Annotated in this window: 25 protein-coding genes; 17 read left to right on the top strand and 8 right to left on the bottom strand. The window is 74.0% G+C overall.

The features are described 5' to 3' along the window. Window positions 1–6: 6 nt before the first annotated feature. From IG63_RS0114920 to IG63_RS0114910, 3 genes are all read right to left on the bottom strand, one after another. Window positions 7–1,014, bottom strand: coding sequence for a hypothetical protein (locus IG63_RS0114920; RefSeq protein WP_157210191.1), 1,008 nt, complete (start codon window positions 1,012–1,014; stop codon window positions 7–9). 79 nt (window positions 1,015–1,093) lie between these two features. Continuing rightward, window positions 1,094–2,656 carry a spermidine synthase gene (locus IG63_RS0114915; RefSeq protein ID WP_245604448.1) on the bottom strand — a complete coding sequence of 521 codons (1,563 nt, stop codon included), beginning with the start codon at window positions 2,654–2,656 and terminating at the stop codon, window positions 1,094–1,096. Window positions 2,657–2,712: 56 nt separating this feature from the next. Beyond that, window positions 2,713–7,275, bottom strand: coding sequence for an ATP-dependent helicase (locus IG63_RS0114910; RefSeq protein ID WP_030485152.1), 4,563 nt, complete (start codon window positions 7,273–7,275; stop codon window positions 2,713–2,715). A gap of 98 nt (window positions 7,276–7,373) precedes the next feature. On the opposite strand from IG63_RS0114910, the gene IG63_RS0114905 reads away from it, so the two are divergent. Genes IG63_RS0114905 through IG63_RS20875 form a run of 4 tightly spaced genes read left to right on the top strand, consistent with a single transcriptional unit; the run spans window position 7,374 to window position 10,475 of the window. After that, complete coding sequence (locus IG63_RS0114905; protein ID WP_030485151.1) at window positions 7,374–8,306, top strand: ABC transporter ATP-binding protein; 933 nt, start codon at window positions 7,374–7,376, stop codon at window positions 8,304–8,306. A gap of 8 nt (window positions 8,307–8,314) precedes the next feature. Continuing rightward, window positions 8,315–9,097, top strand: a complete 783-nt coding sequence (locus IG63_RS0114900; RefSeq protein WP_030485150.1) for an ABC transporter permease — start codon at window positions 8,315–8,317, stop codon at window positions 9,095–9,097. Beyond that, complete coding sequence (locus IG63_RS0114895) at window positions 9,094–9,915, top strand: ABC transporter permease (protein WP_245604447.1); 822 nt, start codon at window positions 9,094–9,096, stop codon at window positions 9,913–9,915. The genes IG63_RS0114900 and IG63_RS0114895 overlap by 4 nt, the downstream gene beginning before the upstream one ends. Further along, window positions 9,912–10,475: a hypothetical protein gene (locus IG63_RS20875; RefSeq protein WP_051706905.1), complete on the top strand. Its 564-nt coding sequence runs from the start codon at window positions 9,912–9,914 to the stop codon at window positions 10,473–10,475. The genes IG63_RS0114895 and IG63_RS20875 overlap by 4 nt, the downstream gene beginning before the upstream one ends. A gap of 128 nt (window positions 10,476–10,603) precedes the next feature. Here IG63_RS20875 and IG63_RS0114885 read toward each other — a convergent pair whose 3' ends face one another. Then, the gene (locus IG63_RS0114885; protein ID WP_157210190.1) at window positions 10,604–11,638 is read right to left on the bottom strand and encodes a PDDEXK family nuclease; all 1,035 of its coding nucleotides are present in this window, start codon (window positions 11,636–11,638) and stop codon (window positions 10,604–10,606) included. 266 nt (window positions 11,639–11,904) lie between these two features. Between IG63_RS0114885 and IG63_RS0114880 the strand changes: the two genes are divergently transcribed. From IG63_RS0114880 to IG63_RS0114850, 7 genes are all read left to right on the top strand, one after another. Continuing rightward, window positions 11,905–12,711 carry an S-methyl-5'-thioadenosine phosphorylase gene (locus IG63_RS0114880; protein ID WP_030485146.1) on the top strand — a complete coding sequence of 269 codons (807 nt, stop codon included), beginning with the start codon at window positions 11,905–11,907 and terminating at the stop codon, window positions 12,709–12,711. Beyond that, window positions 12,708–13,751, top strand: a complete 1,044-nt coding sequence (locus IG63_RS0114875) for an NAD-dependent epimerase/dehydratase family protein (protein WP_030485145.1) — start codon at window positions 12,708–12,710, stop codon at window positions 13,749–13,751. Before IG63_RS0114880 ends, IG63_RS0114875 begins: the two co-directional genes overlap by 4 nt. 71 nt (window positions 13,752–13,822) lie before the next feature. Beyond that, window positions 13,823–14,488 (top strand): glycosyltransferase family 2 protein, encoded by a 666-nt coding sequence (locus tag IG63_RS0114870; RefSeq protein ID WP_030485144.1) that lies wholly within the window; start codon window positions 13,823–13,825, stop codon window positions 14,486–14,488. Beyond that, entirely contained in the window at window positions 14,485–15,174 is a 690-nt protein-coding gene (locus IG63_RS0114865; RefSeq protein WP_030485143.1) for a TIGR04282 family arsenosugar biosynthesis glycosyltransferase, read from the top strand. The genes IG63_RS0114870 and IG63_RS0114865 overlap by 4 nt, the downstream gene beginning before the upstream one ends. Beyond that, complete coding sequence (locus IG63_RS0114860; protein WP_051706904.1) at window positions 15,175–15,858, top strand: methyltransferase domain-containing protein; 684 nt, start codon at window positions 15,175–15,177, stop codon at window positions 15,856–15,858. Window positions 15,859–15,869: 11 nt separating this feature from the next. After that, window positions 15,870–17,021 carry a molybdopterin-dependent oxidoreductase gene (locus tag IG63_RS0114855; RefSeq protein ID WP_211249334.1) on the top strand — a complete coding sequence of 384 codons (1,152 nt, stop codon included), beginning with the start codon at window positions 15,870–15,872 and terminating at the stop codon, window positions 17,019–17,021. Then, the gene (locus IG63_RS0114850; protein ID WP_051706902.1) at window positions 17,018–17,461 is read left to right on the top strand and encodes a hypothetical protein; all 444 of its coding nucleotides are present in this window, start codon (window positions 17,018–17,020) and stop codon (window positions 17,459–17,461) included. The genes IG63_RS0114855 and IG63_RS0114850 overlap by 4 nt, the downstream gene beginning before the upstream one ends. Here IG63_RS0114850 and IG63_RS0114845 read toward each other — a convergent pair. Beyond that, window positions 17,451–17,798, bottom strand: a complete 348-nt coding sequence (locus tag IG63_RS0114845; protein ID WP_030485139.1) for a hypothetical protein — start codon at window positions 17,796–17,798, stop codon at window positions 17,451–17,453. The genes IG63_RS0114850 and IG63_RS0114845 overlap by 11 nt on opposite strands. 86 nt (window positions 17,799–17,884) lie before the next feature. Between IG63_RS0114845 and IG63_RS0114840 the strand changes: the two genes are divergently transcribed. The 4 genes from IG63_RS0114840 to IG63_RS0114820 all read left to right on the top strand — a co-directional run bounded on the left by IG63_RS0114840 (window position 17,885) and on the right by IG63_RS0114820 (window position 22,177). Then, window positions 17,885–18,079 (top strand): DUF3046 domain-containing protein, encoded by a 195-nt coding sequence (locus IG63_RS0114840; protein ID WP_030485138.1) that lies wholly within the window; start codon window positions 17,885–17,887, stop codon window positions 18,077–18,079. 111 nt (window positions 18,080–18,190) lie between these two features. Further along, the gene (locus tag IG63_RS0114830) at window positions 18,191–20,083 is read left to right on the top strand and encodes a bifunctional metallophosphatase/5'-nucleotidase (protein WP_030485137.1); all 1,893 of its coding nucleotides are present in this window, start codon (window positions 18,191–18,193) and stop codon (window positions 20,081–20,083) included. A gap of 234 nt (window positions 20,084–20,317) precedes the next feature. Continuing rightward, window positions 20,318–21,406 carry a recombinase RecA gene (gene recA / locus IG63_RS0114825; protein WP_030485136.1) on the top strand — a complete coding sequence of 363 codons (1,089 nt, stop codon included), beginning with the start codon at window positions 20,318–20,320 and terminating at the stop codon, window positions 21,404–21,406. A gap of 192 nt (window positions 21,407–21,598) precedes the next feature. Continuing rightward, window positions 21,599–22,177, top strand: coding sequence for a regulatory protein RecX (locus tag IG63_RS0114820; protein WP_051706901.1), 579 nt, complete (start codon window positions 21,599–21,601; stop codon window positions 22,175–22,177). A gap of 4 nt (window positions 22,178–22,181) precedes the next feature. Here the strand turns inward: IG63_RS0114820 and IG63_RS0114815 are convergent, their stop codons facing one another. Then, complete coding sequence (locus IG63_RS0114815) at window positions 22,182–22,694, bottom strand: hypothetical protein (RefSeq protein WP_051706900.1); 513 nt, start codon at window positions 22,692–22,694, stop codon at window positions 22,182–22,184. 82 nt (window positions 22,695–22,776) lie between these two features. On the opposite strand from IG63_RS0114815, the gene IG63_RS0114810 reads away from it, so the two are divergent. Both IG63_RS0114810 and IG63_RS0114805 read left to right on the top strand, forming a co-directional pair. Continuing rightward, window positions 22,777–23,379: a GNAT family N-acetyltransferase gene (locus IG63_RS0114810; RefSeq protein ID WP_030485133.1), complete on the top strand. Its 603-nt coding sequence runs from the start codon at window positions 22,777–22,779 to the stop codon at window positions 23,377–23,379. A gap of 42 nt (window positions 23,380–23,421) precedes the next feature. Further along, a complete protein-coding gene (locus IG63_RS0114805) occupies window positions 23,422–23,922 on the top strand; it encodes a hotdog fold domain-containing protein (RefSeq protein ID WP_030485132.1) in 501 nt (166 codons plus the stop codon). Here IG63_RS0114805 and IG63_RS0114800 read toward each other — a convergent pair. Together IG63_RS0114800 and IG63_RS0114795 are read right to left on the bottom strand one after the other, a co-directional pair. After that, window positions 23,919–24,785 (bottom strand): amino acid ABC transporter permease, encoded by an 867-nt coding sequence (locus tag IG63_RS0114800; protein ID WP_030485131.1) that lies wholly within the window; start codon window positions 24,783–24,785, stop codon window positions 23,919–23,921. The two genes, IG63_RS0114805 and IG63_RS0114800, sit on opposite strands and share 4 nt — an antisense overlap. Next, window positions 24,785–25,468: an amino acid ABC transporter permease gene (locus IG63_RS0114795; protein WP_030485130.1), complete on the bottom strand. Its 684-nt coding sequence runs from the start codon at window positions 25,466–25,468 to the stop codon at window positions 24,785–24,787. The genes IG63_RS0114800 and IG63_RS0114795 overlap by 1 nt, the downstream gene beginning before the upstream one ends. Between the last annotated feature and the right edge of the window lie 71 nt (window positions 25,469–25,539).

Raw genomic sequence — 25,539 nt, 5'->3', positions numbered from 1 at the left:
CCCCGGTCAGGTGGAGGCGGGCAGCGGCAGCAGCGAGCTCCACGAGGGACGCCAGGCCGGGGCGCGCTGCCCCATCTCCCAGGCCAGCTCGTCGAGCGTCGGCCCCTGGGCGGGATGCGCGACCCGCCACCAGGAGGGCCAGTGGTCGAAGGCCCGGTCGAAGCGGGTCACCACGCCGTCGGAGCGCACCCGCGCGAAGAGCCAGGCGCCGTGGTCCGGCGCGGACTCCTGCCGGTGCAGGTCGCGCAGCACGTGGGCGAGGGTACGCCGCGCGGCCCGCGGCAGCGCGGTGTTGGCCGGCGCCTCGACGAGCTCGTGCCGCCGCACCATCACGGCGTGCTCGAAGCCGCGGCGCGGCCCGTGCACCTGCGCCCACCGGACCAGCTCGGGCGGCTGCTGCAGCAGCATCCGGTCCGCCTCCGTCGCCTCGCGCATCTGCTGGTGCACCTGGTCGCGGAGCCGCGAGACCCGGGTGCCGCGGGTCAGCCGGGGTGCCGGTCCGGCGGCGTCCACGAGCAGCGAGGTCGCGGCGGCGAGGTCGGACGGCGTCCCCACGACGGGCACGGCGCCGGCCAGGTCCTCCGCCGCCAGCGCGCCGGTCGCGGCGAGCCCGACCAGGTGGGGGTCGACGGTCAGCAGGGGTCGCAGCAGCAGCGGCACGCCCTCGTCCTGCGGCGAGCGGGCGTCCCACTCGCCGTGGGCCCACCAGGCCACGAAGGTCGGGCGCCCGGGGTCGGTGGCCCGGCTCAGCGCCCAGTCGGGGGCCTCGCGCCGCGCGTCGAGGGGAGCCTCGGGCGCCATCGCGGAGCGGCCCCACAGCACGTAGCGCTCGCCCGGGCACCGCTGCACCCGCAGCCAGGAGCCGTCGGCCAGGTCGAGGGCGACCAGCATCGTGTCGCGCTCGAAGCGGCACCCGGGCGTCGCGTCGGCGTACGCCGTCGCGCGCTGCAGCGCGGCCAGCACCACGGCCGACCACCACAGCTCCCGGGGGAGGGGGATGTCCTCGGGCTCCACGTGGCCCATGGTGCGGCACCGCCCCAGCCGGTGCACCGGGTCGCCGTGGACTGAGACGCGCCGCGCGCCGGCGGGGCGACTACTCGGCCAGCTGGGCGAAGGAGGCGTCGATGAGCCACTCGACGGGGGCGTGGTCGTCGGTGTAGACGCGCCCGCCGTCGAGCCCCGGCTCGAGCCGGTCGGCGGCGGCGTCGGCGATCTGGCGGATGTCGGGGGGCACGTCGGCCGAGCGGAGGTTGGCGCGCGGGTCGACGTCGTCGAGGGTGGCGAGCAGGACGGTGTTGGTGTCGTCGACCGGGTCGCGCCACACGTTGGCGTCGCCGTAGACCTCGCGCATGGTCGCGGTCAGGACCTTCTCGAGGTCGTCGTTGCCCGGCGGGTGGCCGACGTTGACGGTCACGGTGCCGCCGGGGTTGAGCCGGGCCTTGGTGACCTCGAAGAAGTTCTCGGTCGTGAGGTACCACGGGATGTAGGGCTGCCGGTAGGCGTCGAGCATGATGTTGTCGAAGGTCTTGTCGGTCTGCTGCAGCCACGGGCGGGCGTCGGCGGCGTGGGTCGTGATCTGCTCGCTGGTCAGGTCGAAGTACTCCCGCCCCAGCTCGGTGACCTCGTCGTCGAGCTCGACGGCGTCGACCTCGATCTCCGGGAAGTAGTGCGTCAGCCCGCGGGCGACGGTGCCACCGGCGCTGCCGAGGTTGACGACCTGCTGCGGCGGCGTGCTCGCGCCGAAGCCGGCGACGAGCATGGAGTCCCAGTAGCCGCCGAAGAGGTAGTCGTCGGGGCGGTAGATGGAGTGGATGGCCTGGCCCTCGTTGAGCTCCAGCACGCGGGTGCCGGTGTCGGACTCGATCACCCGGGCGTACTGGTACTCGGTCTCCTCCTCGTGGATCACCCGGCCGGCGTCGGTGACGGTCTTGGTCGAGCCCGGGGGCAGCACGATCAGCACCGCGATCGCGACGGTCACCGCGATCGCGACGAGCCGCATCACGCCGGTGAAGGCCGGCACCACGACGAGGGCGAGGAGGACCGCGAAGGTGAGGAAGGTGCGGTGGCTGCCCACGAGGGGGATCAGCACCAGGGTCGCGAGGAAGGTGCCCACGAGCGAGCCGATGGTGCCGAGCGCGGAGAGCCGGCCCGAGACGCGACCGGTCTCGCCGACCGAGGTGACCTGCAGGCGCACGGCGTACGGCGAGACGATGCCGATCATCAGCACCGGGATCGCGATCATCGCGCCCACCCCGACCAGCGAGCCGAGGAAGAGGCCGCCGGAGAGCTCGGAGAAGGCCCGCACCGACTGGCGCAGGAAGGGCGCGGCCATGAAGGGCACGGCGGCGAAGAGCACCGAGGCCACCAGCACCCAGATGGCCATCTTGGGCAGCGTGGGGTTGCGGCTGGCGAGCCGGCCACCGAGCGCGTAGCCACCGGAGAGCGCCACCAGCGTGATGGCGATGGTGTTGGCCCACACGATGGTGCTGTCGCCGAACCAGGGGGCCAGCAGGCGGGCCGCCGCGATCTCGGCGCCCAGGCTCGCCACGCCGACGACGAAGACGATCGTGCCGAGGAGGAAGCGCGGGGGCCGCGACGCCGTCGTGGCGCCGGCGTCGGGGGTGTCGGTCGCCGGGTCGGGGCGGGTCGTCGTCACGACCAGGAACCTACCGGGACCGCGGTCGGGACCCGCCGCCCGGCGCGTCCCCGCGGCTACGCACGGACCCGCAGCCCGCGCGGCGTCACGACGAAGCCTGCTGACTCCATGGCCGCGCGCAGCGTCTCCGACTGAGTGCCGAGGATGCTCTCGCCGTCGGCCTTCTCGACCACCAGCCGGCCCAGGGCGCCGTCGCGCACGGCGGCGCCGAGCGCGGCGACGGCCGGCTCCAGGTGCTGCTCGGCGAAGGTGAGCAGGGTGCGCCCGCCGCGCTCGACGTAGAGCGTGAGCGCGCCGTCGACGAGGACCACGAGGGCACCGGCCTTGCGCCCCGGCCGGTGGCCCGACTCCTGCGGCGGCCACGGGAGGGCGGCGCCGTAGGGGTTGGCGGGGTCGGTCGCGGCGAGCGCGACGGCCTGCGGGTCGCCGTCGGGGTCGAAGCCGGCGTCGCGGTCGCGGCTGGTGCGGCTGTGGGTGCGCAGCCGGTCGACGGCGCCGGAGCCGCCGAACTGGGCGGCGCCGAGACCCTCCACGAAGTAGCCGCGCCGGCAGCGCCCGGAGTCCTCGAAGGCCGAGAGCACCTTGTACGCCGCCGCGAAGCCGCCGGGGGAGCGCTCGCTCATCACCGCGCCGCGGGTGACGATGCCGTGGCGCTCGAGCAGCGCCTCCGCCGTCGCGTGGGCCCGGGCGGTGGGGTCCTGCTCGGGCTCCGGCAGCAGGAACCACCGGCCCGCCATGTCGGGCGGCACCGCGCGCAGCGCCGCGCCGGAGAGCCGGGGTCGGGCCCGGCCGCCCCGCACCCGTGGCGGCGTACGACGCGTCGGGTGGGCGCCGCGCCGGCCGCGGGTCAGCCCCCGCAGCGGGGCGAGCGTGTCGTTGCCGACGCGGCCCGACCAGGCGAGCTCCCACACGACCGTGGCCAGCCGCTTGTCGTCGGACTGGCCGACGGCCTCGGCGAGCTGGCGGAAGAAGAAGGCGCCGCCGCCCCCGAGCGCGGCGAGCACGGCGTCGTGGTCGGGGGAGAGCTCGAGCTCCTGCGCGTCGGGCAGCGTCAGCGGTGCGGTGTCGGCGAGGTGGAGCGAGACCCAGCCGTCGGCTCCGGGCAGCGAGCCGTGTCCGGCCCACAGCAGCTCACCGGTGGAGGTCAGCTCGTCGAGCAGCGCCGGCTGGTAGTCGGAGACGCGCGCCGGCAGGACCAGGCTCTCCAGGGCGCTGGCCGGCACCGGGCAGCCGGCCAGCTGCTCGACCACGGTGACCACGCCGTCGAGCCCGCGCAGCCCCCGGCCGCGGCCGGAGCCCGAGGAGGCGACGTGCTGCCAGCTGGGGAGGAAGCGGGCCAGCGCCTCCGGCTCGACCGGCTCGACCTCCTCGCGCAGCCTCGCCAGCGACCGCCGCCGCAGCAGCCGCAGCACCTCCGCGTCGCACCACTCCTGGCCCGCGCCGTGGGGACGGAACTCGCCCTCGACGACGCGTCCCTGCCCGGCGAGGCGGGCGAGGGTCTGCTGGACCACCGCGACGCCCAGACCGAGCCGGGTGGCCACCTCGGCGGCGGTGAAGGGACCGTGGGTCCGGGCGTGCCGCCCGACCAGGTCGCCGAGGGGATCGTCGACCGGCTCGGCGAAGGTGTCGGGCACGCCCGGGGGGACCGGGACGCCGAGCCCGTCGCGCAGCCGCGAGACGTCCTCGACCACCGCGAAGCGCTGCTCACCGGTCATCAGCACGGGGAAGACGCGACGGGCGGAGGCCAGCTCGTCGAGCCACTCCGCGACCTGGGCGCCGGGCTGGCAGCGCGCCTCGACCTCGGCGAGGGTCAGCGGGCCGAGCAGGCGCAGCAGGTCGGCGACGGCCTCCCGGTCCTTGGCGCGGCGGTGCTCGGCGAGGCGCTGCAGCTCGGCCTCGGTCTCCGTGAGCACCTCGGGGTCGAGCAGCTCGCGCAGCTCGGCGCGACCCAGCAGCTCGGCCAGCAGCCCCTGGTCGAGCGCCAGCGCCGCGGCACGCCGCTCCGCCAGCGGCGAGTCGCCCTCGTACATGAAGGCGGCGACGTAGCCGAAGAGCAGGGACTGCGCCATCGGCGAGGGACGTTGCGTCTGCACGTCGACGACGCGGACGCGCCGGTCGGCGATGCGCTTCTGCAGGGCCACGAGGGCCGGCACGTCGTAGACGTCCTGGAGCACCTCGCGCACGGTCTCCAGCACGATCGGGAAGGAGGGGTAACGCACCGCCACCTCGAGCAGCTGCGCCGCCCGCTGCCGCTGCTGCCACAGCGGCGCCCGGCGGCCGGGGTCGCGGCGGGGCAGCAGCAGCGCCCGGGCGGCGCACTCGCGGAAGCGCGAGGCGAAGAGCGCCGAGCCACCCACCTCGTGGGTCACCAGCGCCTCGATCTCGTCGGGCTCGAAGGCGACGATCTCGGCGCCCGGCGGCTCCTGGTCGGTCTCCGGGATGCGCAGCACGATGCCGTCGTCGGTGGCCATCGCCTGCGCGTCGGTGCCGTAGCGCTCGCGCAGCCGGGCGTTGACCGCCAGCGCCCAGGGGGCGTGCACCGGCGTGCCGTACGGCGAGTGCACCACCAGGCGCCAGTCGCCCAGCTCGTCGCGGAAGCGCTCGACGACCAGCTGGCGGTCGTGGGGCACGGTGCCGGCGACCTCCTGCTGCTCGGTGAGCAGCGCCACCAGGTTGTCGGCGGCCCACTCGTCGAGCCCGGAGTCGCGGCAGCGGGTGAGCGCCTGCTCGCGGGGCATCGCGGCGAGCTCGCGGGTGAAGCCGCCGATGGCCTCGCCGAGCTCGGCCGGCCGGCCCAGGGTGTCGCCGGTCCAGAAGGGCAGCCGCCCCGGCTGGCCGGGGGCGGGCACGACGAGCACCCGGTCGTGGGTGATGTCCTCGATGCGCCAGCTGGTGGTGCCGAGGGTGAAGACGTCGCCCACCCGCGACTCGTAGACCATCTCCTCGTCGAGCTCGCCGACGCGGCTGGCCTTCTCGCCGACGAGGAAGACGCCGAAGAGGCCCCGGTCGGGGATGGTGCCGCCGCTGGTGACCGCCAGCCGCTGGGCACCGGGCCGGGCGGTCAGCTCGCCGGAGACGCGGTCCCAGACCAGGCGTGGTCGCAGCTCGGCGAACTCGTCGCTGGGGTAGCGGCCGGTGAGCAGGTCGAGGGTGGCCTCGAAGGCGCTGCGGGGCAGCGACGCGAAGGGCGCCGAGCGGCGGCACAGCTCGAGCAGCGCGTCGACCTGCCAGGCGTCGACCGACGCGGCCGCCACCAGCTGCTGGGCCAGCACGTCGAGGGGGTTGGCCGGCACGTGCAGCGCCTCGATGCCGCCGGTGCGCATCCGCTCGACGGCCACCGCGGCGGGCACGAGGTCGCCCCGGTGCTTGGGGAACATCACGCCGCGCGAGACCTCGCCGACCTGGTGGCCCGCGCGCCCCACCCGCTGCAGGGCGCTGGCGACCGACGGCGGCGACTCCACCTGCACCACGAGGTCGACGGCGCCCATGTCGATGCCGAGCTCGAGGCTGCTGGTGGCGACCACGCAGGGCAGCCGGCCGCGCTTGAGGTCGTCCTCGATGACCGCGCGCTGCTCCTTGGAGACCGACCCGTGGTGGGCGCGGGCGACCAGCTCGGCGCCCTCCGGCGCGGCGTCCGTGCTGCCGGACTGGGCCATCACCTCGGAGGGGGTGCGCGAGCCGCCCTGCTCGAAGGTGAGGCCGGCCCGCTCCCACGACAGCTCGTTGAGCCGGGCGGTCAGGCGCTCGGCCAGCCGCCGGGAGTTGCAGAAGACGATGGTCGAGGTGTGCTGCTCGACGAGGTCGAGCACCCGTGACTCCACGTGGGGCCACAGCGAGCCCGCGCGCGGGCCGTCGTCGCCCTCCTCGCCGAGCTGGGTGATGTCCTCCACCGGCACCACGACCTGCAGGTCCCAGCGCTTCTCCGACGGCGGAGCCACCACCTCGACCGGGGCGGCGCCGCCCAGGAAGCGGGCGACCTCGTCGACCGGCCGCACCGTGGCGCTGAGCCCGATGCGCTGCGCCGGCCGCTCGAGCAGCTCGTCGAGCCGCTCCAGCGACAGCGCGAGGTGGGCGCCGCGCTTGGTGCCGGCGACGGCGTGGACCTCGTCGACGATCACGGTCTCGACGCCGCGCAGCGACTCCCGCGCCTGCGAGGTGAGCATCAAGAAGAGCGACTCGGGGGTGGTGATGAGGATGTCGGGCGGCGTCGTGGCGAGCCGGCGGCGTTCCTGCGCCGGGGTGTCGCCGGAGCGCACCCCCACCCGGATCTCCGGGACCTCGGCGGCGCGGCCCTCCGAGCGCAGCCGCTCGGCCGTCTGCCGGATGCCGACCAGGGGTGCGCGCAGGTTGCGCTCGACGTCGACCGCGAGCGCCTTGAGCGGGGAGACGTAGAGGACGCGGCACCGCTTCGACCGCTCCGGCACGGGCTCGCTGGCCAGCCGGTCGACCGACCACAGGAAGGCGGAGAGGGTCTTGCCCGACCCGGTGGGGGCGACCACCAGCGCGTGGCGCCCGGCGGAGATGGCCCGCCACGCGCCCTCCTGCGCCGGGGTGGGCTCGGCGAAGGCGGCCCCGAACCAGGTGCGGGTCGCCTCGCTGAACTGGTCGAGGGCGGTCACCTGCTCATCCTGCCAAGGGGGTCCGACAGCGCCGTCGGCGCGCGCGGCTCGCAGGCTGTCGGCGGCCCGTCGTACGGTCGGGCCTTGTGAGTGGCCCCATGATCTCGGCGCGCGGGCTGCACAAGTCCTTCGGCGACTTCGAGGCGGTGCGCGGCATCGACGTCGAGGTGCGCCGGGGCGAGGCCTTCGGCTTCCTCGGGCCCAACGGCGCGGGCAAGTCCTCCACGATGCGCATGGTCGCGGCCGTCTCGCCCGTGAGCGCCGGCGAGCTGCGCATCCTCGGGCTCGACCCCGCCACCCACGGCCCCGACATCCGTGCGCGCATCGGCGTCTGCCCGCAGGACGACACCCTCGACCTCGAGCTCAACGTGCTCGACAACCTCTACATCTACGGTCGCTACTTCGGGATCGGCCGCAAGGAGCTGCGGGAGCGCTGCGACCAGCTGCTCGACTTCGTGCAGCTGGGCGAGAAGCGCCACGCCAAGGTCGACGACCTCTCCGGCGGCATGAAGCGCCGCCTCACCATCGCGCGCTCCCTGGTCAACCGTCCCGAGCTGCTGCTGCTCGACGAGCCCACGACCGGGCTCGACCCCCAGGCCCGTCACGTGCTGTGGGATCGGCTCTTCCGACTCAAGCAGCAGGGCGTCACGATCGTGCTGACCACGCACTACATGGACGAGGCCGAGCAGCTGTGCGACCGCCTGGTGGTGATGGACGCCGGCCGCATCGTCGCCGAGGGCTCGCCGGCCCAGCTGATCCGCGACCACTCCACCCGCGAGGTCGCCGAGCTGCGCTTCGGGCCCGAGCAGCACGACGACCACGAGCAGATCGCGGTGCGGGTCGCCGACGTGGTCGGCGACGCCGGTCGCGTCGAGGTGCTGCCCGACCGGCTGCTGCTCTACACCGCCGACGGCGAGGCCGCCGTGCAGGCGGTGATGGAGCGCGGGCTGCACCCGGTCGCCACGCTCGTGCGGCGCTCCTCGCTGGAGGACGTCTTCCTCCGCCTCACCGGCCGCAGCCTGGTCGACTGAGCGTCGCCATGAGCCACTCCACCCTCGCCCCCCGCCTGGCCGACTACTGGCTGACGATCTACCGGCGCACCTGGAAGGGCACCGTCGTCTCGTCCTTCGTCACGCCGCTGCTCTACGTCGTGTCGCTCGGCGTGCTGCTCGGCGGCTTCGTCGAGGCCGACCCGGCACGCCTCGACGGCGCCACGTCGTACGTCGACTTCGTGGCCCCCGGCATGCTCGCGGCGGCCTCCATGCAGCTCGTCTTCAGCCAGCTGACCTACAACGTCTTCGGCGGCATCCGCTGGCACAAGACCTACTACGCGATGACGGCGACCCCGCTCGGCGTCGCCGACGTCGTGCAGGCGCAGGTCGGCTACGTGCTGGCCCGGGTGCTGCTCGGGGCGCTGGTCTTCTGCCTGGTGCTCGCCCCCTTCGGAATCTTCGCCTCCGTGGGCGGGGGTGTCGTCGCGGTGGCCGTGCAGGCGCTGGTCGCGCTGGCCTTCGCCACCCCCGTCTTCGCCTTCTCCGCGTGGATCTCCCACGAGTCGGCCTTCGCGCTGCTCTTCCGCCTCGGCATGCTGCCGCTCTTCCTCTTCTCCGGCGCGTTCTTCCCGGTCGACAACCTGGGGCCGGCGCTGTCGCGGCTGGCCACGGTGAGCCCGCTGTGGCACGGGGTCGAGCTCACCCGCATGGCGAGCCTCGGGACCTGGCAGGCGGGGCCGGCGCTGCTGCACGTCGCCTACCTGGCCGTGCTCGGGGTGGTCGGCTACCTGCTGGCCGTGCGCGCCCTCACCCGGAGGCTGGTCTCGTGAGCCTCGCCGCCCACCAGCTGGCCCGCCACGGCGAGCAGGGCTCCGGCCGCCGCTCGCGGCTCGCGGCCACCGGGGTCGTCGTGCACCGCAACTACCTGACCTACCGGCGGGTGTGGTGGGTCTTCCTCTCCGGCTTCCTCGAGCCCGCGCTCTACCTCTTCTCCATCGGCGTCGGCGTCGGCCGGCTGGTCACGGGCTTCGAGGTCGACGGCCAGGTCATCTCCTACGCCGCCTTCGTGGCTCCCGGCATGCTCGCCTTCGCCGCGATGAACGGGACCCTGCTCGACGCGACGATGAACTTCTTCTTCAAGCTGAAGTTCTCCAAGACCTTCCAGCAGATGCTGGCCACGCCGCTGACCACGCGCGACATCGCCGTCGGCGAGCTGACGTGGTCGGTGGCCCGCGGCGCGGTCTACTCGCTGGCCTTCCTGGTGCTGATGCTGACGACCGGGCTGGTCTCGTCGTGGTGGGCGGTGCTGGCGCTGCCGGCGTCCGTGCTCATCGGCATCGCCTTCGGCGCGGTCGGCATGGCGATGACCACCTACATGCGGTCCTTCCAGGACTTCGAGTGGATCACCCTGCTGACGCTGCCGATGTTCCTCTTCTCCGCGACCTTCTACCCGGTCACGGCCTACCCGACCTGGCTGCAGTGGGTCGTCGAGGTGACCCCGCTCTACCGCGGCACGGTGATGGTGCGCGAGCTCACCACCGGCACGGTCTCGCTCGCCTCGCTGGTCTCGGTGGGCTACCTCGTCGTCCTCGCCGTGATCGGCATGCTCGTGGTGCGCCGCCGGCTCGACCGGCTGCTGCTGACGTGACCCGCGGGCTCGACGGGGAGGGACGGCTGCGGGCCGCCCTGCTCGGCTGGGGTGCGACTCCCGCCGAGCGGCGCGAGGTGCACGCCGCCGACCGACACGTCCCGCCCGGAGGCGAGCACCTGGTGCGGGCCGTCGACGTCGACGCCCCGCCCGAGGTCGTGCACCGGTGGCTGTGCCAGCTCTCGGTCGCGCCCTACTCCTACGACCTCGTCGACAACCTCGGACGCCGCAGCCCGCGGCGCCTGACCCCGGGGGCCGACCGGCTGGAGCCGGGCCAGCACGTGCTCATCGGCCCGCTCGTCGAGGTCCTGCCCGGGCGCGGCTTCGTGACGGCGGCCGGCCCCCGCGCCCGGCGCCTGCTCGGCGAGATCGCACTGGGCTACGAGGTCGTCGCCGGTCGCACGGCCCGCTCCCGGATCGTGGCGTGCCTGGCGCTCGGCCCGCGCCGGCGCCACAGCCGCGGCGCCTGGCGCGCGCTGCTCGCCGCCGGCGACCTGGTGATGATGCGCCGGCAGCTGCTGACCCTGCGTGACCTGGCCGAGGGCTCCGCGCGCTGCTGACGGCCTTTCCGCGGGGAAAGCATCTCGCCCGCGGTTTCCCGCGCGATCGGTGCGCGGCACGCCGTCCACGGCCGTGCCGTTCGGGCGGAAACGGCGCGGGGCGCGCCGTTGTGGGGCCATCGCTGCGTTCACGCCCCACGTCCGCCTGCGGTCTCGCCGCCCCAACGGCGCCGGGCATCGAAGTCGACGTGCGGTCGGCTGAACCACCAGGCGCGCTCGGACACCGGCTCGAAGCGACAGCGCGACCTCACCAGTCGCACGCGCTGCGCCACCAGCGAGCGTCGTCTCGAGTCACGCGCCGCCACGCGGGCCACCTCCAGCCCGAGGCGAAGCAGCGCATCGCTGCGAGCGAGGTCGGCGGAGGCCTGGTGGGGCCTTTGGTGGTGGAGCCCGTCGACCTCGATGACGAGCCCGGCCTCCGGGTCGAGCAGGTCGGCCTGTGCGACGACCCTTCCGTCGCGGTCGTGGATGTGGGCATTCACCTCCAGCCCTTGCAGTCCCAGGTCCAGCTCGCACACGAGCCTGACGTCGGTCTCGGGAGGGGACAGCGCGTACTCCGAGGCCAGCGAGGCGGCGCGGAGCACCTTGGCGGCCTCCTGCGGCTGCAGCGCGGCGTACTGCCGCAGCTGGGAGAGCGAGCAGAGTCCGGCGGCTGCCGCCATGTCGATCGCGCGGACTGCGGCATGCAGGTCCGGGGCGAGCCTGACTGCGTCGTAGACGGCCCGCACCGGAATGACCGTGGGGATGTCGTAGACCGTCGTGCGGTCGCGGGGCAGCAGGACGTGGTTGGTCACGACCACGGTGGGGCTCGCCGCCAGACTGCGGTGCGGACCGATGGCGAGCGGCACCGGCAGCCAGGCGCGACCGTCGTCGGCCAGCCCGTCGAAGTACGCCGCACCGTGCAAGCGGCACGCCGCCCACCCGGTCACCGCCCCCATGGGTGGAAGTCGCACGGCACGCTCCATGATCCACTGCTCGACGAGGTCGCGAGGCGTGCCGATCGGCACGTAGTGGCCGTGGCTGGTCCAGACCCAGAGAGGGCCTCGGGCCTGTCCCTTGGTGGGTCCGTCGAGGCCGAATGGGTCCAGGCCGACCGGCCGGACGAGGCCGTGCACCTGCGGGGTGACGGGGTTCCACGTAGTGGGTTGGCGCTGGCGCCGCATGGGAGGACTCTGACCACTTCGGCCCACGTCGTCGAACGAGTCTCCACAGGTGCCTCGGCCAGGCAGCCCGGTCGGGCGGGTCGGGCACGCGAAGCGGGTGGGGCGGCTTACCGGGAGCCTGTGTTTCCGCCTGATCGGTACGCCGGGACGGGCGTGTCGCGTGCCGTTCGCGCGGAAACCGGGTCCGACGTGCTTTCCCCGCGGAAAGGCCCGGCTCGGAGCCCACCCCCGCCCTGCCCTCCCCAGTGCCTTGGCAGACTGCGCGCATGCCTGAGACCCCCGTGCCCGACGTCGCCGTGATCGGCGGCAGCGGCTTCTACGAGTTCCTCGAGGACCCCACCACCCTCGAGGTCGAGACGCCGTACGGCGCCCCCAGCGCGCCGGTGGCGGTGGGCACCGTCGGGGGACGCACCGTCGCGTTCCTGCCGCGCCACGGGAAGGGGCACCAGCACCCGCCCACGCAGATCCCCTACCGGGCCAACCTGTGGGCGCTGCGGTCGCTGGGCGTGACGCGCGTGCTCGCCCCCTGCGCCGTCGGCGGGCTGCAGCCCGAGACCCAGCTGGGCACCCTCGTGGTGCCCGACCAGCTGGTCGACCGGACCACGCGCCGCGTGCAGACCTACGTCGAGACCGGGGCGGCCCACGCGCCCTTCGCCGACCCCTACTGCCCCGACCTGCGCGGCGCCTTCCTCGCCCACGCGGGCGAGGGCGCGATCGACGGCGGTGCCATGGTCGTCATCGAGGGCCCGCGCTTCTCCACGCGCGCGGAGTCGGTGAGCTACGCGCAGGCGGGTTGGACCGTCGTCAACATGACCGGTCACCCCGAGGCCGTGCTCGCCCGCGAGCTGGGGGTCTGCTACGCCACGGTCGCGCTGGTCACCGACGTCGACGCCGGGGTGAGCCGCGAGGAGTCGGTCGACCAGGCGGCGGTCTTCGCGATCTTCGCCGAGCACGTGGAGCGCCTCAAGACGATGCTCGGCGACGTGGTCGCCGACGTGCCCACCGGCGCGCAGACCTGCGGCTGCGCCGCCTGGCTCGACGACGTCGCGAGCACCCCGTGGATCCCCGCATGAGCAGGGTCCTCCTGACCGGTGCGGTCGGCTTCATCGGCAGCCGCATCGCCGACCAGCTGCGAGAGCGCGGCGACGAGGTGGTGGGCGTCGACGCGGTGATCCCGCAGGCGCACGGCGAGGGCACCGTCGTGCCCGACGACGTGCACCGGCTCGACGTGCGCGACGCGGGGGAGTGGGCCGACCTGCTCGACGGCGTCGACGTGGTCTGCCACCAGGCCGCGATGGTCGGCGCCGGCGTCACCCCCGCCGACCTGCCGCTGTACGCCGCCCACAACGACCTCGGCACGGCCGCCCTGCTCGCCGCGATGACCGAACGCGGGGTCGACGCCCTGGTGGTGGCCAGCTCGATGGTCGTCTACGGCGAGGGCCGCTACTCCTGCGGGGAGCACGGCCGTCAGCCGGCAGCGGTGCGGTCGCGCGCGGCGCTCGAGGGCGGTGACTTCGAGGTGCACTGCGGGGAGTGCGGGCGCGCGCTCGCCTGGGAGCTGGTGCCCGAGGACGCCCCGCTCGACCCGCGCAGCAGCTACGCCGCCAGCAAGCTCGCGCAGGAGCACTACACCTCGGCCTGGGTGCGGCAGGCGCGCTCGCGCGCGATCGGGCTGCGCTACCACAACGTCTACGGCCCCGGGATGCCGCGCGACACGCCGTACTCCGGGGTGGCGGCCATCTTCCGCTCGCAGCTGGAGGCGGGCAGGCCGCCGCAGGTCTTCGAGGACGGCGGCCAGGTGCGCGACTTCGTGCACGTCGACGACGTGGCCCGCGCCAACCTCGCGGCTCTCGACGCCGTGCTCACCCGCGACGAGGAGTCGTGGGCGGCCTACAACGTGTGCTCGGGCCACCCGGTGCCCATCCTCGAGGTCGCCCGCATCCTGGCCGACGCCGCTGACGGCCCGGCGCCGGAGGTCACCGGCCAGTACCGGCCCGGCGACGTGCGCCACGTGGTCGCGAGCCCGGAGCTGGCCGCGGCCGAGCTGGGCTTCCGGGCGCGGGTGACGCCCGCGGAGGGCGTCGCCGCCTTCGCCTCGGCCCCGCTGCGCTGAGCGCGCAGGTCCCGTTCCCAGGCGCCGCCCATCCGGTCGGCGTCTGGGTCCGAACCCCTACGGTGGAGCCCATGTCGGAGCCGGTGCCGTGTGACGTGGTGATCCCCTGCCGCGACGAGGCGGCGGCGCTGCCCGGCGTGCTGCCGCGGCTGCCCCCCGGCTTCCGCGCGATCGTGGTCGACAACGGCTCGCGCGACGGCACCGCCGAGGTGGCCCGCGGGCTCGGCGCGCACGTCGTGACGGAGTCCCGCCCGGGGTACGGCGCCGCCGTGCACGCCGGGCTTGAGGCCGCCACTGCTGGGTACGTCGCCGTCATGGACGGCGACGGCTCGATGGACCCCGTCCAGCTGGTCCCGCTCCTCGCCGACGTCCACGAGGGCCGCGCCGACATGGCCGTCGGACGCCGCCGCCCGGTCTCGCGCGGCGTGTGGCCCTGGCACGCCCGGGCCGGCAACTCCGTGGTGCTGTGGTGGCTGCGGCGCCGCATCGGCATGTCGCTGCACGACATCGCGCCGATGCGCGTGGCCCGCCGCGACGCCCTCCTCGGCCTGGGCGTCGAGGACCGCCGCTTCGGCTACCCCGTGGAGCTGCTGCAGCGCGCCACCCGGGCGGGCTGGCGCTTCAGCGAGCGCGACATCGACTACCACCCCCGCGCCGAGGGCACGCGCTCGAAGGTGTCCGGCTCCGTGGTCGGCACCGTGCGCGCCGCTCGCGACTTCGCGCGGGTGCTCTCGTGACGGGGGCGCTCGGGCAGCCCGTGGTGCTGGTCGTCGCGAAGGCGCCGGTGCCCGGCCGGGCCAAGACCCGGCTCGGTCGCACGGTCGGCATGGCGCAGGCCGCCGACCTCGCGGCCGCCGCGCTGCTCGACACGCTCGAGGCCGCCGCGGCGGCGTACGCCGTCGACCGGTGCCACCTCGCGCTCGACGGCGACCTCGCCGAGGCGGCCCGCGGTGCGGAGCTGCTCGCCGCGACCGCGGGCTGGACCGTGCACCCCCAGCGGGGCGACGGGCTGGCCGAGCGGCTGCGGCACGCCCACCTCGACGCGTCCGGCGCCGCCGACGGCGCGCCGACCGTGCAGGTCGGCATGGACACGCCCCACGCCACGCCCGCGGCGCTGCGCGAGGCCGGCGACCTGCTCCGCTCCCCGCACGACGCCGTGCTGGGCCCGGCGGACGACGGCGGCTGGTGGCTGCTGGCTGTGGGCGGCACCGCGCTGCTCACCCATCTCGAGGAGGTCCCGATGTCGTCCGACGCCACGGGCGAGGAGACCCGTCGCGCCCTGGAGCGCGCCGGTGCGCAGGTGCGCACCGTGGGCGCGCTGCGCGACGTCGACGAGGAGTCCGACGCCCACCTGGTCGCCGAGGCGGCGCCCGGGTCGCGCTTCGCCGCCACGTGGCGCTCGCTGCGAGCGGGGGTGGCCTGAGTGAGCACCGCCGAGTACCTGCCGGACGACGAGCTCGTCGACGTCGAGCCGCAGCTCTCCTTCAGCGCCGTCTTCGCCGACGCGCTGCGGGGGGAGCCTTGCCTGGTCGAGGGCCTCTCCGAGCACGACGAGGAGCTGCCGGTGCACCGGTGGTCGCGGCCGGTCGACGAGTCCGACCGCGCGCTGCTCGCCTACTGCCGGGGCACCACGATCGACGTCGGCTGCGGTCCGGGCCGGATGAGCGAGCACCTCAGCGACCAGGGCCACGCGGTGCTCGGGCTCGACATCGTCCGCGAGGCGGTCGAGCAGGCGCGCACCCGCGGCGTCCCGGCCCTGCGGCGCAACGTCTTCGACCCCGTCCCGGGCGAGGGCCGGTGGGACACCGTGCTGCTGGCCGACGGCAACATCGGCATCGGCGGCGCGCCCCGTGAGCTGCTCGCGCGCTGCGGCGAGCTGGTCGACCCGGTCCACGGCCGCATCGTCGTGGACCTCGCCGGTCCGGGCACCGGGCTGAGCACGCACGAGGCGCTGCTGGTCAGCGGCGGGCGGCGTACGCGCCCCTTCCCGTGGGCCCGCGTGGGCGTCGACGCGATCGAGGAGCTCGCCGCGTCGGCCGTGCTCCGGGTCGAGGTGGTCACCCGCCACCTCGACCGCTGGTTCGCCGTGCTGCGGCACGCCGTCTGACGGCGTCGACCGTGATCCCACGCGAGGGGTCCTTCACCTCGCCGCTGCGCCACGAGCGGCTGACGGCCCGGGTGGGCAGCTGGCTCGGCGTCTGCTTCACGATCTGCTTCGCGACGGGCCTGGTCAGCCACTGGTACTACCTCGACCTGCCGGTGGTGCCGCCGACGCGTCCGGTCCAGGGCTACCGCGTCACCCAGGGCCTGCACGTGCTCACCGGCATCGCCGCGATCCCGCTGCTGCTCGTCAAGCTGTGGTCGGTCTACCCCCGCCTCTTCGCCGCGGTGCCCTGGCGCGACGCGAGGGCCCTCGTCGGCCACGGGCTCGAGCGGCTCTCGGTGCTGGTGCTGGTGGCCGCGTCGATCTTCCAGCTCGTCGTCGGCCTGGCCAACGCCGCGCAGTGGTACCCGTGGGCCTTCGGCTTCCGGGCCGCTCACTACGCCGGTGCCTGGGTGGCGATCGGCGCGCTGCTGGTGCACGTCGCGGTCAAGCTGCCGGTGATCCGGCGGGCGTACGCCGCCCCGCTCGACGACGAGCGCAGCGACGCCCCCGACCGCGACGGCCCGCGGCGACGCACGGTGCTGCGCGCCGCCCTGCTGGCCTCGGCGGTGGCCGTGGTCGCCAACGCCGGCCAGACGGTGCCGTGGCTGCGCCGGGTCTCGGTGCTGGCCGTGCGCACCGGCGAGGGGCCGCAGGGCATCCCGATCAACCGCTCGGCGCTCGCCGCCGGCGTCACCGACACCGCCACCGACGCCGGGTGGCGGCTGACGCTCGTCGGACCCGACGGCGAGGAGTCGCTGACCCGCGAGGACCTGCTCGGGCTCGAGCAGCACACCCACGAGCTGCCGATCGCCTGCGTCGAGGGGTGGAGCGCGTCGGGGGAGTGGAGCGGCGTGCGCCTGGCCGACCTGCTCGACCGCGTGGGTCTCCCCGCCGACGCCGACGTGCTGCTGACCTCGCTCCAGACGCGCGGTGCCTTCGGGTCCAGCCGGCTCCCCGCCTCCTTCGCGCGCGACGACCTCACGCTGCTCGCGCTGCGGCTGGGCGGCGAGGACCTCGACCTCGACCACGGCTACCCGTGCCGTCTCATCGCCCCCAACCGCCCCGGGGTGATGCAGACCAAGTGGCTCACCCGGGTCGAGCCGGCCGAGGACGTGGCGACGTGAGGGCGCTGCGGCTGCTGCTCGGCGCGGCCGGCGTCGCCGCGACGGCGTACGGCGCCCTGCTGCTGTGGCGGCTCGACCTCGCCGACCTCCTCGACGCGCTGCTGTGGCTGGCGGCCGGGGTCCTGGTGCACGACGCCCTGGTCGCGCCGCTGACGGTGCTCGGCGTGCTCGCGCTGCGCCGCGTCGTCCCCGTGACGTGGTGGACGGCCGTGACGGTGGGGACCGTCGTGCTGCTGACGGTGACGGTGACTGCCGCGCCCGTGCTCGGCCGCTTCGGCGCCCGGCCCGACAACCCCACGCTGCTCGACCGCGACTACCTGGGCGGCTGGCTGCTGCTCGCCGCGCTGGTGCTCGCGGGGGTGCTGGTGGGGGTGGTCGTGGGGCGGCGACGCCGGAGGGTCGCGCGCCACCCGGACCAGCGGGTCCGCCTCAGACGATGACGTGCCAGAGCAGGCCCGCGGCCCCGACGAAGGTGCCGGCCACGGCGATGTAGATCGGGCTGCGGCGGGTGCGGTCGCGCTCGGGGGAGCGGGGGATGAGCGAGATGACCATCGCCACCAGCGTCAGCACCCCGACGAAGGACCCCACCACCGTCGGCACGCTCGGGAGCGAGGAGGAGCTGGTGACCGTGCCCGCCACGATGTAGCACACCGTGCAGGTCAGCGCGCCGGTGATGATCGCGGGGAAGGGCAGCGGCCCCGAGCGGAGCTGCACGACCGCGGCACCGACCAGCGCCAGCGCGATCAGCACCACCAGCACCGCACCGATCGTCCCCACCGGCCACTCCTTCTCGCGTCGTGCACAATCGCCGGGGTGGACCCCCGACGCACTGCCCCCACTGTCCCATCCCGCCGGTGGGCCCGATGAGGCACACCGAGTTCTGGGCCCGCATGGAGGAGACCCTCGGCGAGGGCTACGCCCGGGTGTGGGCCATGCAGCACGTGCTCGCGTCGCTCGAGGGCCGCACCGTCGAGCAGGCGCTCGCCGACGGGGAGAGCCCCAAGGTGGTGTGGCGGGCGGTCTGGGCCGAGCTCGACCTGCCCGCCCGCGAGCGCTGAGCGCGGCGTACACCCACTCGTCACGCAAACGTGACCTGCGGGCGGTGACGGCGCAGGAGCGGGCTGGTTAGGGTCACCGGGTCCACTCGGAGGATCACCAGGAGCCTGCCCATGCGTCCCACGTCCCGCTCGCGCCGCCGTCTCGTCGCGCTGCTCGCCTCCGGCAGCATCGCGCTCACCGGACTCGGAGCGCTCGGCGCGGCCACCTCGGCCGACGCCGCACCCTCGCAGGAGCGCGGCCAGAAGGGTGGGATGACCTGGGAGAAGCACAAGGGCAAGCACTGGCAGGCGCGCTACGTCGACGTCCAGATGCTCTCCTTCAACGACTTCCACGGCAACCTGCAGCCGCCCACCGGGTCCGGCGGCCGGATCGTGACCGGCCACGAGCTCGACGGCGAGGGCACGCCCCGCGACACCACCATCGAGGGCGCCGGCGGTGCGGAGCGCCTGGCCACCAAGCTCGCCCAGCTGCGCAAGAAGGCGCGCCACTCGGTGACGGTCGCCGCCGGCGACCTGGTCGGCGCCACCCCGCTGCTCTCCGCCGCCTTCCACGACGAGCCGACCATCGAGTCGCTCAACAAGCTCGGGCTCGACGTCAGCGCGGTCGGCAACCACGAGTTCGACAACGGCTACCAGGAGCTGCAGCGCAAGCAGCGCGGCGGCTGCATCGACGACGGCGACGGCGAGAACAACCGCAACTCCTGCCCCGACGGGCGCTTCAAGGGCGCCGACTTCGACTACCTCGCGGCCAACGTCAAGTACGCCGGCACCGGCGACACGATCCTGCCCGGCTACGCGATCAAGCGGATCGGTGGCGCCAAGATCGGCTTCATCGGCATGACGCTCGAGGGCACCCCCGACATCGTCACCGCCAGCGGCGTCGCCGGCCTGGAGTTCACCGACGAGGTGCGCACGGCCAACGCGCTCGTGCCCAAGCTCAAGCGCCAGGGCGTCAACGCGATCGTCGTGCTGGTGCACGAGGGCGGCACGCCCAACCGCGAGACGTGGACCGGCCCCGACGGCCAGCAGTACGGCGGGCTGAACCCCTCCTACGACTACGCCTGCGCCAAGGGCGGGTCGCTGCAGGACACCTCGCCGATCCTGCCGATCGCCGCCAACCTCGACCCGGCCATCGACGCCGTGGTCACCGGGCACACCCACCAGCCCTATGTCTGCGACGTGAAGGACCCGCGGGGCAAGTCGCGACTGGTCACCTCGGCCTCCTCGGCCGGGCGGCTCGTCACCGAGACCACGCTGCGCTACGACCTGGCCAAGCGCGACATCGTCCGGGCGAGCGTCGCCGGGGCCAACGTGCCGGTCAGCCCCGACCTCCCGAAGGACCGCCGGCAGACCCGGCTGATCGAGCGCTACACCGAGCTGGTCACCCCCATCGCGAGCCGGGTGCTCGGCACCATCGCCGACGACGTGACCACCGACCAGAGCCCCCAGGGCGAGAGCGCGCTGGGCAACCTCATCGCCGACGCCCAGCTGGCCGACGAGAGCGTCGTCACCGGCGGCGAGCAGCCGGTCATCGCCTTCATGAACCCCGGCGGCATCCGGGCCAGCCTGCTGCGCGACAACCAGTCGTACGGCGAGGCGCCGGGCGAGGTGACCTACGCCGAGGCGTTCGCGGTGCAGCCCTTCAACAACTTCCTGGTCTCGCTCACGCTCACGGGGCAGCAGATCTACGACCTGCTGGCCGAGCAGGTGACCGGCCCCAACGCGGCGAGCCCCAAGATCCTGCAGGTCAGCGAGGGCTTCAGCTACGAGCGGGGTCCCGACGGCGCGGTCGACGGGTCGGTCACGCTCGACGGCGTCCCGCTCGACAAGGCGGCAAGCTACCGGATCGTGACCAACAACTTCCTGGCCGACGGCGGCGACGGCTTCCCGACCTTCGCCGAGGGCACCGGGCGCTACTTCGGCGGGCTCGACATCGACGCCTTCGCCGACTACCTCGAGGCCAGCTCGCCCTACACGCCGACGCCGCTGGACCGCATCCAGTAGCGCAGGGGAGCGCTCCGCAGCAGCACGCCGCACGCCCGCCCGTCGATCGCGACGGGCGGGCGTGTCGCGTTGTACGTCGAACACATGTTCGTACTACCGTCGGTGTCCACAGGCGCTCGAGGACCCCCACTTCTCCACAGGCCGGCGACGACGGCCACGGCTGTCGGTGGGGTCACCTAGCGTCTGGCACGACACGAGGTCGAGCGGCGCGAAGGCGCCACGAGAGGACACCCCATGGCTCCCGCCACCACCACGCGCGAAGGCAACCGCGAGAAGGCGCTCGACGCCGCCCTCGCCAACATCGAGAAGCAGTACGGCAAGGGCTCGGTGATGCGGCTCGGCGACGAGACGCGCGCCCCCCTCGAGGTGATCCCCACCGGCGCGATCTCGCTCGACATCGCGCTCGGTCTCGGCGGCCTGCCGCGCGGCCGCGTCGTGGAGATCTACGGCCCGGAGTCCTCCGGTAAGACGACGGTCGCGCTGCACTCGGTGGCCAGCGCCCAGGCCGCCGGCGGCATCGTGGCCTTCATCGACGCCGAGCACGCCCTCGACCCGGAGTACGCCCAGCGGCTCGGCGTCGACACCGACGCGCTGCTGGTCTCCCAGCCCGACTCCGGCGAGCAGGCGCTCGAGATCGCCGACATGCTGATCCGCTCCGGCGCGCTCGACCTGATCGTCATCGACTCCGTGGCCGCGCTGGTGCCCCGGGCCGAGATCGAGGGCGAGATGGGCGACAGCCACGTCGGCCTGCAGGCCCGCCTGATGAGCCAGGCGCTGCGCAAGATGACCGGCGCGCTCAACAACTCCAAGACCACCGCCATCTTCATCAACCAGCTCCGCGAGAAGATCGGCGTCATGTTCGGCTCGCCCGAGACCACCACCGGTGGCCGTGCGCTGAAGTTCTACTCCTCGGTCCGGCTCGACGTGCGTCGCATCGAGACGCTCAAGGACGGCACCGAGATGGTCGGCAACCGCACCCGCGTCAAGGTCGTGAAGAACAAGGTGGCCCCGCCCTTCAAGCAGGCCGAGTTCGACATCATGTACGGCCAGGGCATCAGCCGCGAGGGTGGCCTGATCGACGTGGGCGTCGAGGCGGGCCTGATCCGCAAGGCCGGCGCCTGGTACACCTACGAGGGCGACCAGCTGGGCCAGGGCAAGGAGAACGCCCGCTCCTTCCTGCGTGACAACCCCGACCTCGCCAACGAGATCGAGAAGAAGATCCTCGAGAAGCTCGGCATCGGCCCGGCGGTCGACGCGCCCGCGGAGCCGGCCGGCTTCACCGCCGACGCCCCCGGCATCGACCCCGACGGCATCGACTTCTGATCACGGCCCCGCTGGGGCCGGGAGGTTGAGGTGCGAGCAGGTGTGGCCCGACGAAGGTCACGGCGCTCGGGACCGAGGGACGAGGTCCCGAAGTGCGCCGGGAGGTTGAGGTGCGAGCCGGCCAGACCCGACAGAGGAGGGGTTGGCCGGTGAAGCCGCGAAACCCAGCGAGACGAGAGGCGACCGCAACCAGTGCGTAGAGCCCGCGAAGCCCCGGTCGGCGCCGACCTCGGCCCCGACGCCGACCCGGAGTCGGTGGCCCGCAAGATCCTGCTCGACCAGCTGACCGGTCGGGCCTGCACCCGGGTGGAGCTCGCCGACAAGCTAGCCGCGCGCGACGTGCCCGACGACGTCGCGGCGCAGCTGCTCGACCGCTTCACCGAGGTCGGCCTGATCGACGACGCGGCGTTCGCCCGCGAGTGGGTCGAGCAGCGCCAGCGGGGCAAGGGGCTCGCCCGGCGGGCGCTGCAGCAGGAGCTACGCCGCAAGGGCGTCGACGACGACACCGTGCGCGAGGCGCTCGAGGAGGTCGCGCCCGACGACGAGGAGGAGGCCGCCCGTCGGGTGGTGCGCGGCAAGCTCCGCTCGGTGGCCTCGCTGCCCACCGACAAGGCGACGCGGCGGCTGGTGGGAGCGCTGGCGCGCAAGGGCCACAGCCCCTCGGTCGCCTACCGGGTGGTGCGCGAGGAGCTCGCCGGCGCCGGTCACGGCGTGAGCGACGAGGTCGACCACCACGCCGACGACACCGGCGAGGGTCGCGCCGGCTGGTGAGGTCTCAGCCCGCGTCGGACGACGGCGGCGCGACGCGGTCGTCCCGGTCCTCGAGCAGGATCAGCAGCGCGGGGTCCAGCTCGCGGCCACAGCGCTGGGCGGCGCGCGCCCAGCTGCGGTGCATCCCGCGGTACGCCTGGGGGGCGTGCACCACGTCGACCGACGACCAGAGGCCGTCGCCGCCGTAGGTCAGCAGCTCGGTGGCCAGGGCCACGTGCTCGGAGCCGTCGCCCGGGTCGCACATGGTGTGGCGCAGCTCGTGCACCACGCGGCCGCGCTCGAGGTCGACGCTGTGCCAGAGCACCTCCTCGCGCGCCACCAGCTCCCCGGGGGCGGTCGACCAGGTGGTGAGCACCATGGCGCGGATCGCCTCCCGCCCGCGACACTCGCGCTGACCGACCCGGCGGTAGACCGCGTCCTCGGTCAGAAGGTCGGCGTAGCGGCCGTGCTCGCCGGTGCGGCGGATGTGCGCGAGCTCGGCCCGGTAGCGCCCGTAGGCGAGCTCGATCTCGTGCACCTGCTGATGAAACCAGCAGCCGCGGCTCGCTGCGTCCCGAACGCCCCAGCTGACGGCTGCCCGCCACCGGCAGACTGGACCCATGCGGGTCGTGCTGGGCCGGGACGAGGTGGGGGAGGGCTCCTGGGCAGGTGTCGCCGACCGCCGAGCCGGACCGGGGGCACGCGCGTCCGGGCCCGTCCTCGCCGTCGACCTCAGCGGGGACCCGCTCGTCTTCGGCACCGATCCCGACCACCGCCTGGCCTGTCGGCCACTGACGCCCGGGGACCTCGAGGCACTCGCCCGCTGGGTGCGGCACGACCACGTGGCACGGTGGTGGGTGGAGCGACCGACGCCGCGGGAGCGGGTCCGGTCCTGGATCTGGGAGGTCAACGGGCGCTCGGTGGGCTACGCCCAGGACTACCCGCTGGGCAGCGGGGTGATCGGCTTCGACTACCTGCTGGGCGAGCCGGCGTACGTCGGACGTGGCCTCGGCACCAGCCTGCTGTGGGTCTACCTGCGCGACGTCGTGGTGCCGGCGTACGACGGGGTGCGCGAGCTGGTAGCGGCGCCCGACCACCGCAACGCCGCCTCACGCCGGGTGCTGCGCAAGGTCGGCGCCACCGAGGGCCTGTGGACCGACGAGCCCGGCAGCGCCCGCACGCTGGTCGCCCACCACCTCGACGTCGCGCGGGTGCTGGCCTGAGGCGTCGTCGCCCGAGGGTTACCGACCAGTAGAGTCCGGGTCATGAGCCGCGTCGTCGACCTGCACCGCACCGCCACCACCCTGCCCGTCCTAGGCCCGCTGGTGGGGGAGCGCCTCTTCTCCTTCGCCTTCAGCCAGGTGGCGCCGTACTTCTGGTCGATCCGGCCGCGCTTCACCGTCATCGAGCCCCACCACGCGGAGGTGGTCGTCCCCAAGCGTCGCGGGGTGAAGAACCACCTCGGCACGGTGCACGCGATCGCGCTGTGCAACGGGCTGGAGGCGGCGATGGGGGTGCTGGCGGAGGCGACCATCCCGGCCGACAAGCGCTGGATCCCCAAGGGCATGGAGGTCGCCTACACCGCCAAGGCCACCAGCGACATCACCTGCCACGCCGACACCGACCCCGCGCAGTGGAGCGACGAGGCGCTGCCCGACGCGGGAGGCGAGGTGCCGGTGCGCGTCAAGGGCGTGCGAGACGACGGCACCGTGGTGATCGAGGGCGTCATCCGGCTGTGGGTCACGCCTCGCAAGCGGCGGGGCTAGACGACCTTCCCGGTGGCCGCGTCGGTGCCGGCGGTCTCCGAGATCGCGAGCGCCTGCTTCTCGCCGACGTAGCGCCGCTGCACCCACGTGGCGAGCAGCGTCAGGGCGCTGCACATGAGGACGTAGAGCGCGGCGGTCACCACCAAGGTGGCGAACTGGTTGCCGAACTGCTGGTAGATCGAGCTCATCAGCCGCACCAGGCCGGGCGCGGCGACGGCGTACCCGAGGCTGGTGTCCTTCAGCGCCACCACGCACTGGCTGATGATCGAGGGCAGCATGATCTTCACGGCCTGGGGGAGCAGGATCAGCCTCGTGACACGCCCGCGGGCGAGACCGATCGCCAGCCCGGCCTCCGACTGGCCCTTCGGCACCGCGAGGATGCCCGCCCGCACGACCTCCGCCAGCACCGAGCCGTTGTAGAGCATCAGGGCGAGCACGACGCTCCAGTAGGCGCCGCTGTCGCCGCGGGTGACGCCGTAGGAGAAGAAGATGAGGATCATCAGCAGCAGCACCGGCACGGCGCGGAAGAACTCCACGACGTAGGTGGCGGGGAGCCGCACGAGGGGGCTCTCGGCCAGCTTGGCCACCCCGAAGACCAGCCCGAAGGCCAGCGAGAGCACGACCGCGGCGGCCGCCATCTGCAGCACCACCCAGACCCCGTCGACGAGGATCGCCTCGACGAAGCGGGGGGTGATGAAGACCTCCCACTGGTCGTAGGCGAACTGGCCCTCGACGTAGAGGCGCCACCCGACCAGGGCGAGGGCGCCCGCGAGGACGACGAGGGCGAGGACCGTGTAGAGCCGGTGACGGCGGACCGTCGCGGGACCGGGGGCGTCGAAGAGGACGCTGGGCGCTCCGCTCATCAGGCGATCCTCCAGCGGCGCTCGAGCCGGTTGGCGACGAAGGAGACGATCAGCACCAGCACCACGAAGAGGGCGGCGAAGGCGATGAAGATGCCGACGCGCTGCGTCGGGTCGTTGTTGGTGAAGGAGCGCATCCGGGCGAAGAGCTCGACGACGCCGAGGGCGCCGCACACCGTGGTGTTCTTCAGCAGCGCGATCTGCACGCTGGCCATCGGCGGGACCGACGCGCGGATGGCCTGCGGCAGCACCACCTGCGTCATCACGCCACCGAAGGGCAGGCCGATCGCCCGGGCCGCCTCGGCCTGCCCGAGGGGCACGGCGTTGATGCCCGAGCGCAGCGCCTCGCACACGAAGGCGGCCGTGTAGATCGAGAGTCCGACGACGAGCGCGGCGAAGATGTTGTTGATCCGCCACTGGCCGAGCTGCAGGTCGACGAAGGAGAAGTTCAGCCCGACCTTCGGGCCGGCGACCCGGAAGAAGAGGAGCACCACGAGCAGCGGGGTGTTGCGCACCAGCGTGACGTACGCCGCGGCGGCGCGGCGCAGCACCGAGACCGGGCCGACGCGCATCGCGGCCAGCACGGTGCCCAGGGTCAGCGAGAGCACGGCGGCGATGACGAAGAACAGCAGGGTGTAGCCCAACGCCCGGCCCATCAGGTCCAGGTTGTCCAGCACGATGTCCATCGCGTCACCTCCCTCTCGATCCGGTCGCTGTCAGCACGAGCCCGGGGCGGCTCGAGGCCGCCCCGGGCTCG

This window comes from Nocardioides aequoreus (assembly GCF_000720335.1).
Classification (GTDB): Bacteria; Actinomycetota; Actinomycetes; order Propionibacteriales; family Nocardioidaceae; genus Marmoricola; species Marmoricola aequoreus.
Note: the sequence above shows the minus strand (reverse complement) of the source record. Positions and strands in the feature narration are given on the sequence as shown.

Bases quoted from the DNA above. Each gene is read 5' to 3' on its own strand.
- IG63_RS0114795 (WP_030485130.1), bottom strand. From the start codon at position 25,468: ATGGACATCGTGCTGGACAACCTGGACCTGATGGGCCGGGCGTTGGGC.
- IG63_RS0114840 (WP_030485138.1), top strand. From the start codon at position 17,885: ATGAGGCACACCGAGTTCTGGGCCCGCATGGAGGAGACCCTCGGCGAG.
- IG63_RS0114900 (WP_030485150.1), top strand. From the start codon at position 8,315: ATGAGCCACTCCACCCTCGCCCCCCGCCTGGCCGACTACTGGCTGACG.
- IG63_RS0114805 (WP_030485132.1), top strand. From the start codon at position 23,422: ATGAGCCGCGTCGTCGACCTGCACCGCACCGCCACCACCCTGCCCGTC.
- IG63_RS0114905 (WP_030485151.1), top strand. From the start codon at position 7,374: ATGATCTCGGCGCGCGGGCTGCACAAGTCCTTCGGCGACTTCGAGGCG.
- IG63_RS0114875 (WP_030485145.1), top strand. From the start codon at position 12,708: ATGAGCAGGGTCCTCCTGACCGGTGCGGTCGGCTTCATCGGCAGCCGC.
- IG63_RS0114800 (WP_030485131.1), bottom strand. From the start codon at position 24,785: ATGAGCGGAGCGCCCAGCGTCCTCTTCGACGCCCCCGGTCCCGCGACG.
- IG63_RS0114830 (WP_030485137.1), top strand. From the start codon at position 18,191: ATGCGTCCCACGTCCCGCTCGCGCCGCCGTCTCGTCGCGCTGCTCGCC.
- recA (WP_030485136.1), top strand. From the start codon at position 20,318: ATGGCTCCCGCCACCACCACGCGCGAAGGCAACCGCGAGAAGGCGCTC.
- IG63_RS0114880 (WP_030485146.1), top strand. From the start codon at position 11,905: ATGCCTGAGACCCCCGTGCCCGACGTCGCCGTGATCGGCGGCAGCGGC.
- IG63_RS0114810 (WP_030485133.1), top strand. From the start codon at position 22,777: ATGCGGGTCGTGCTGGGCCGGGACGAGGTGGGGGAGGGCTCCTGGGCA.
- IG63_RS0114885 (WP_157210190.1), bottom strand. From the start codon at position 11,638: ATGCGGCGCCAGCGCCAACCCACTACGTGGAACCCCGTCACCCCGCAG.
- IG63_RS0114870 (WP_030485144.1), top strand. From the start codon at position 13,823: ATGTCGGAGCCGGTGCCGTGTGACGTGGTGATCCCCTGCCGCGACGAG.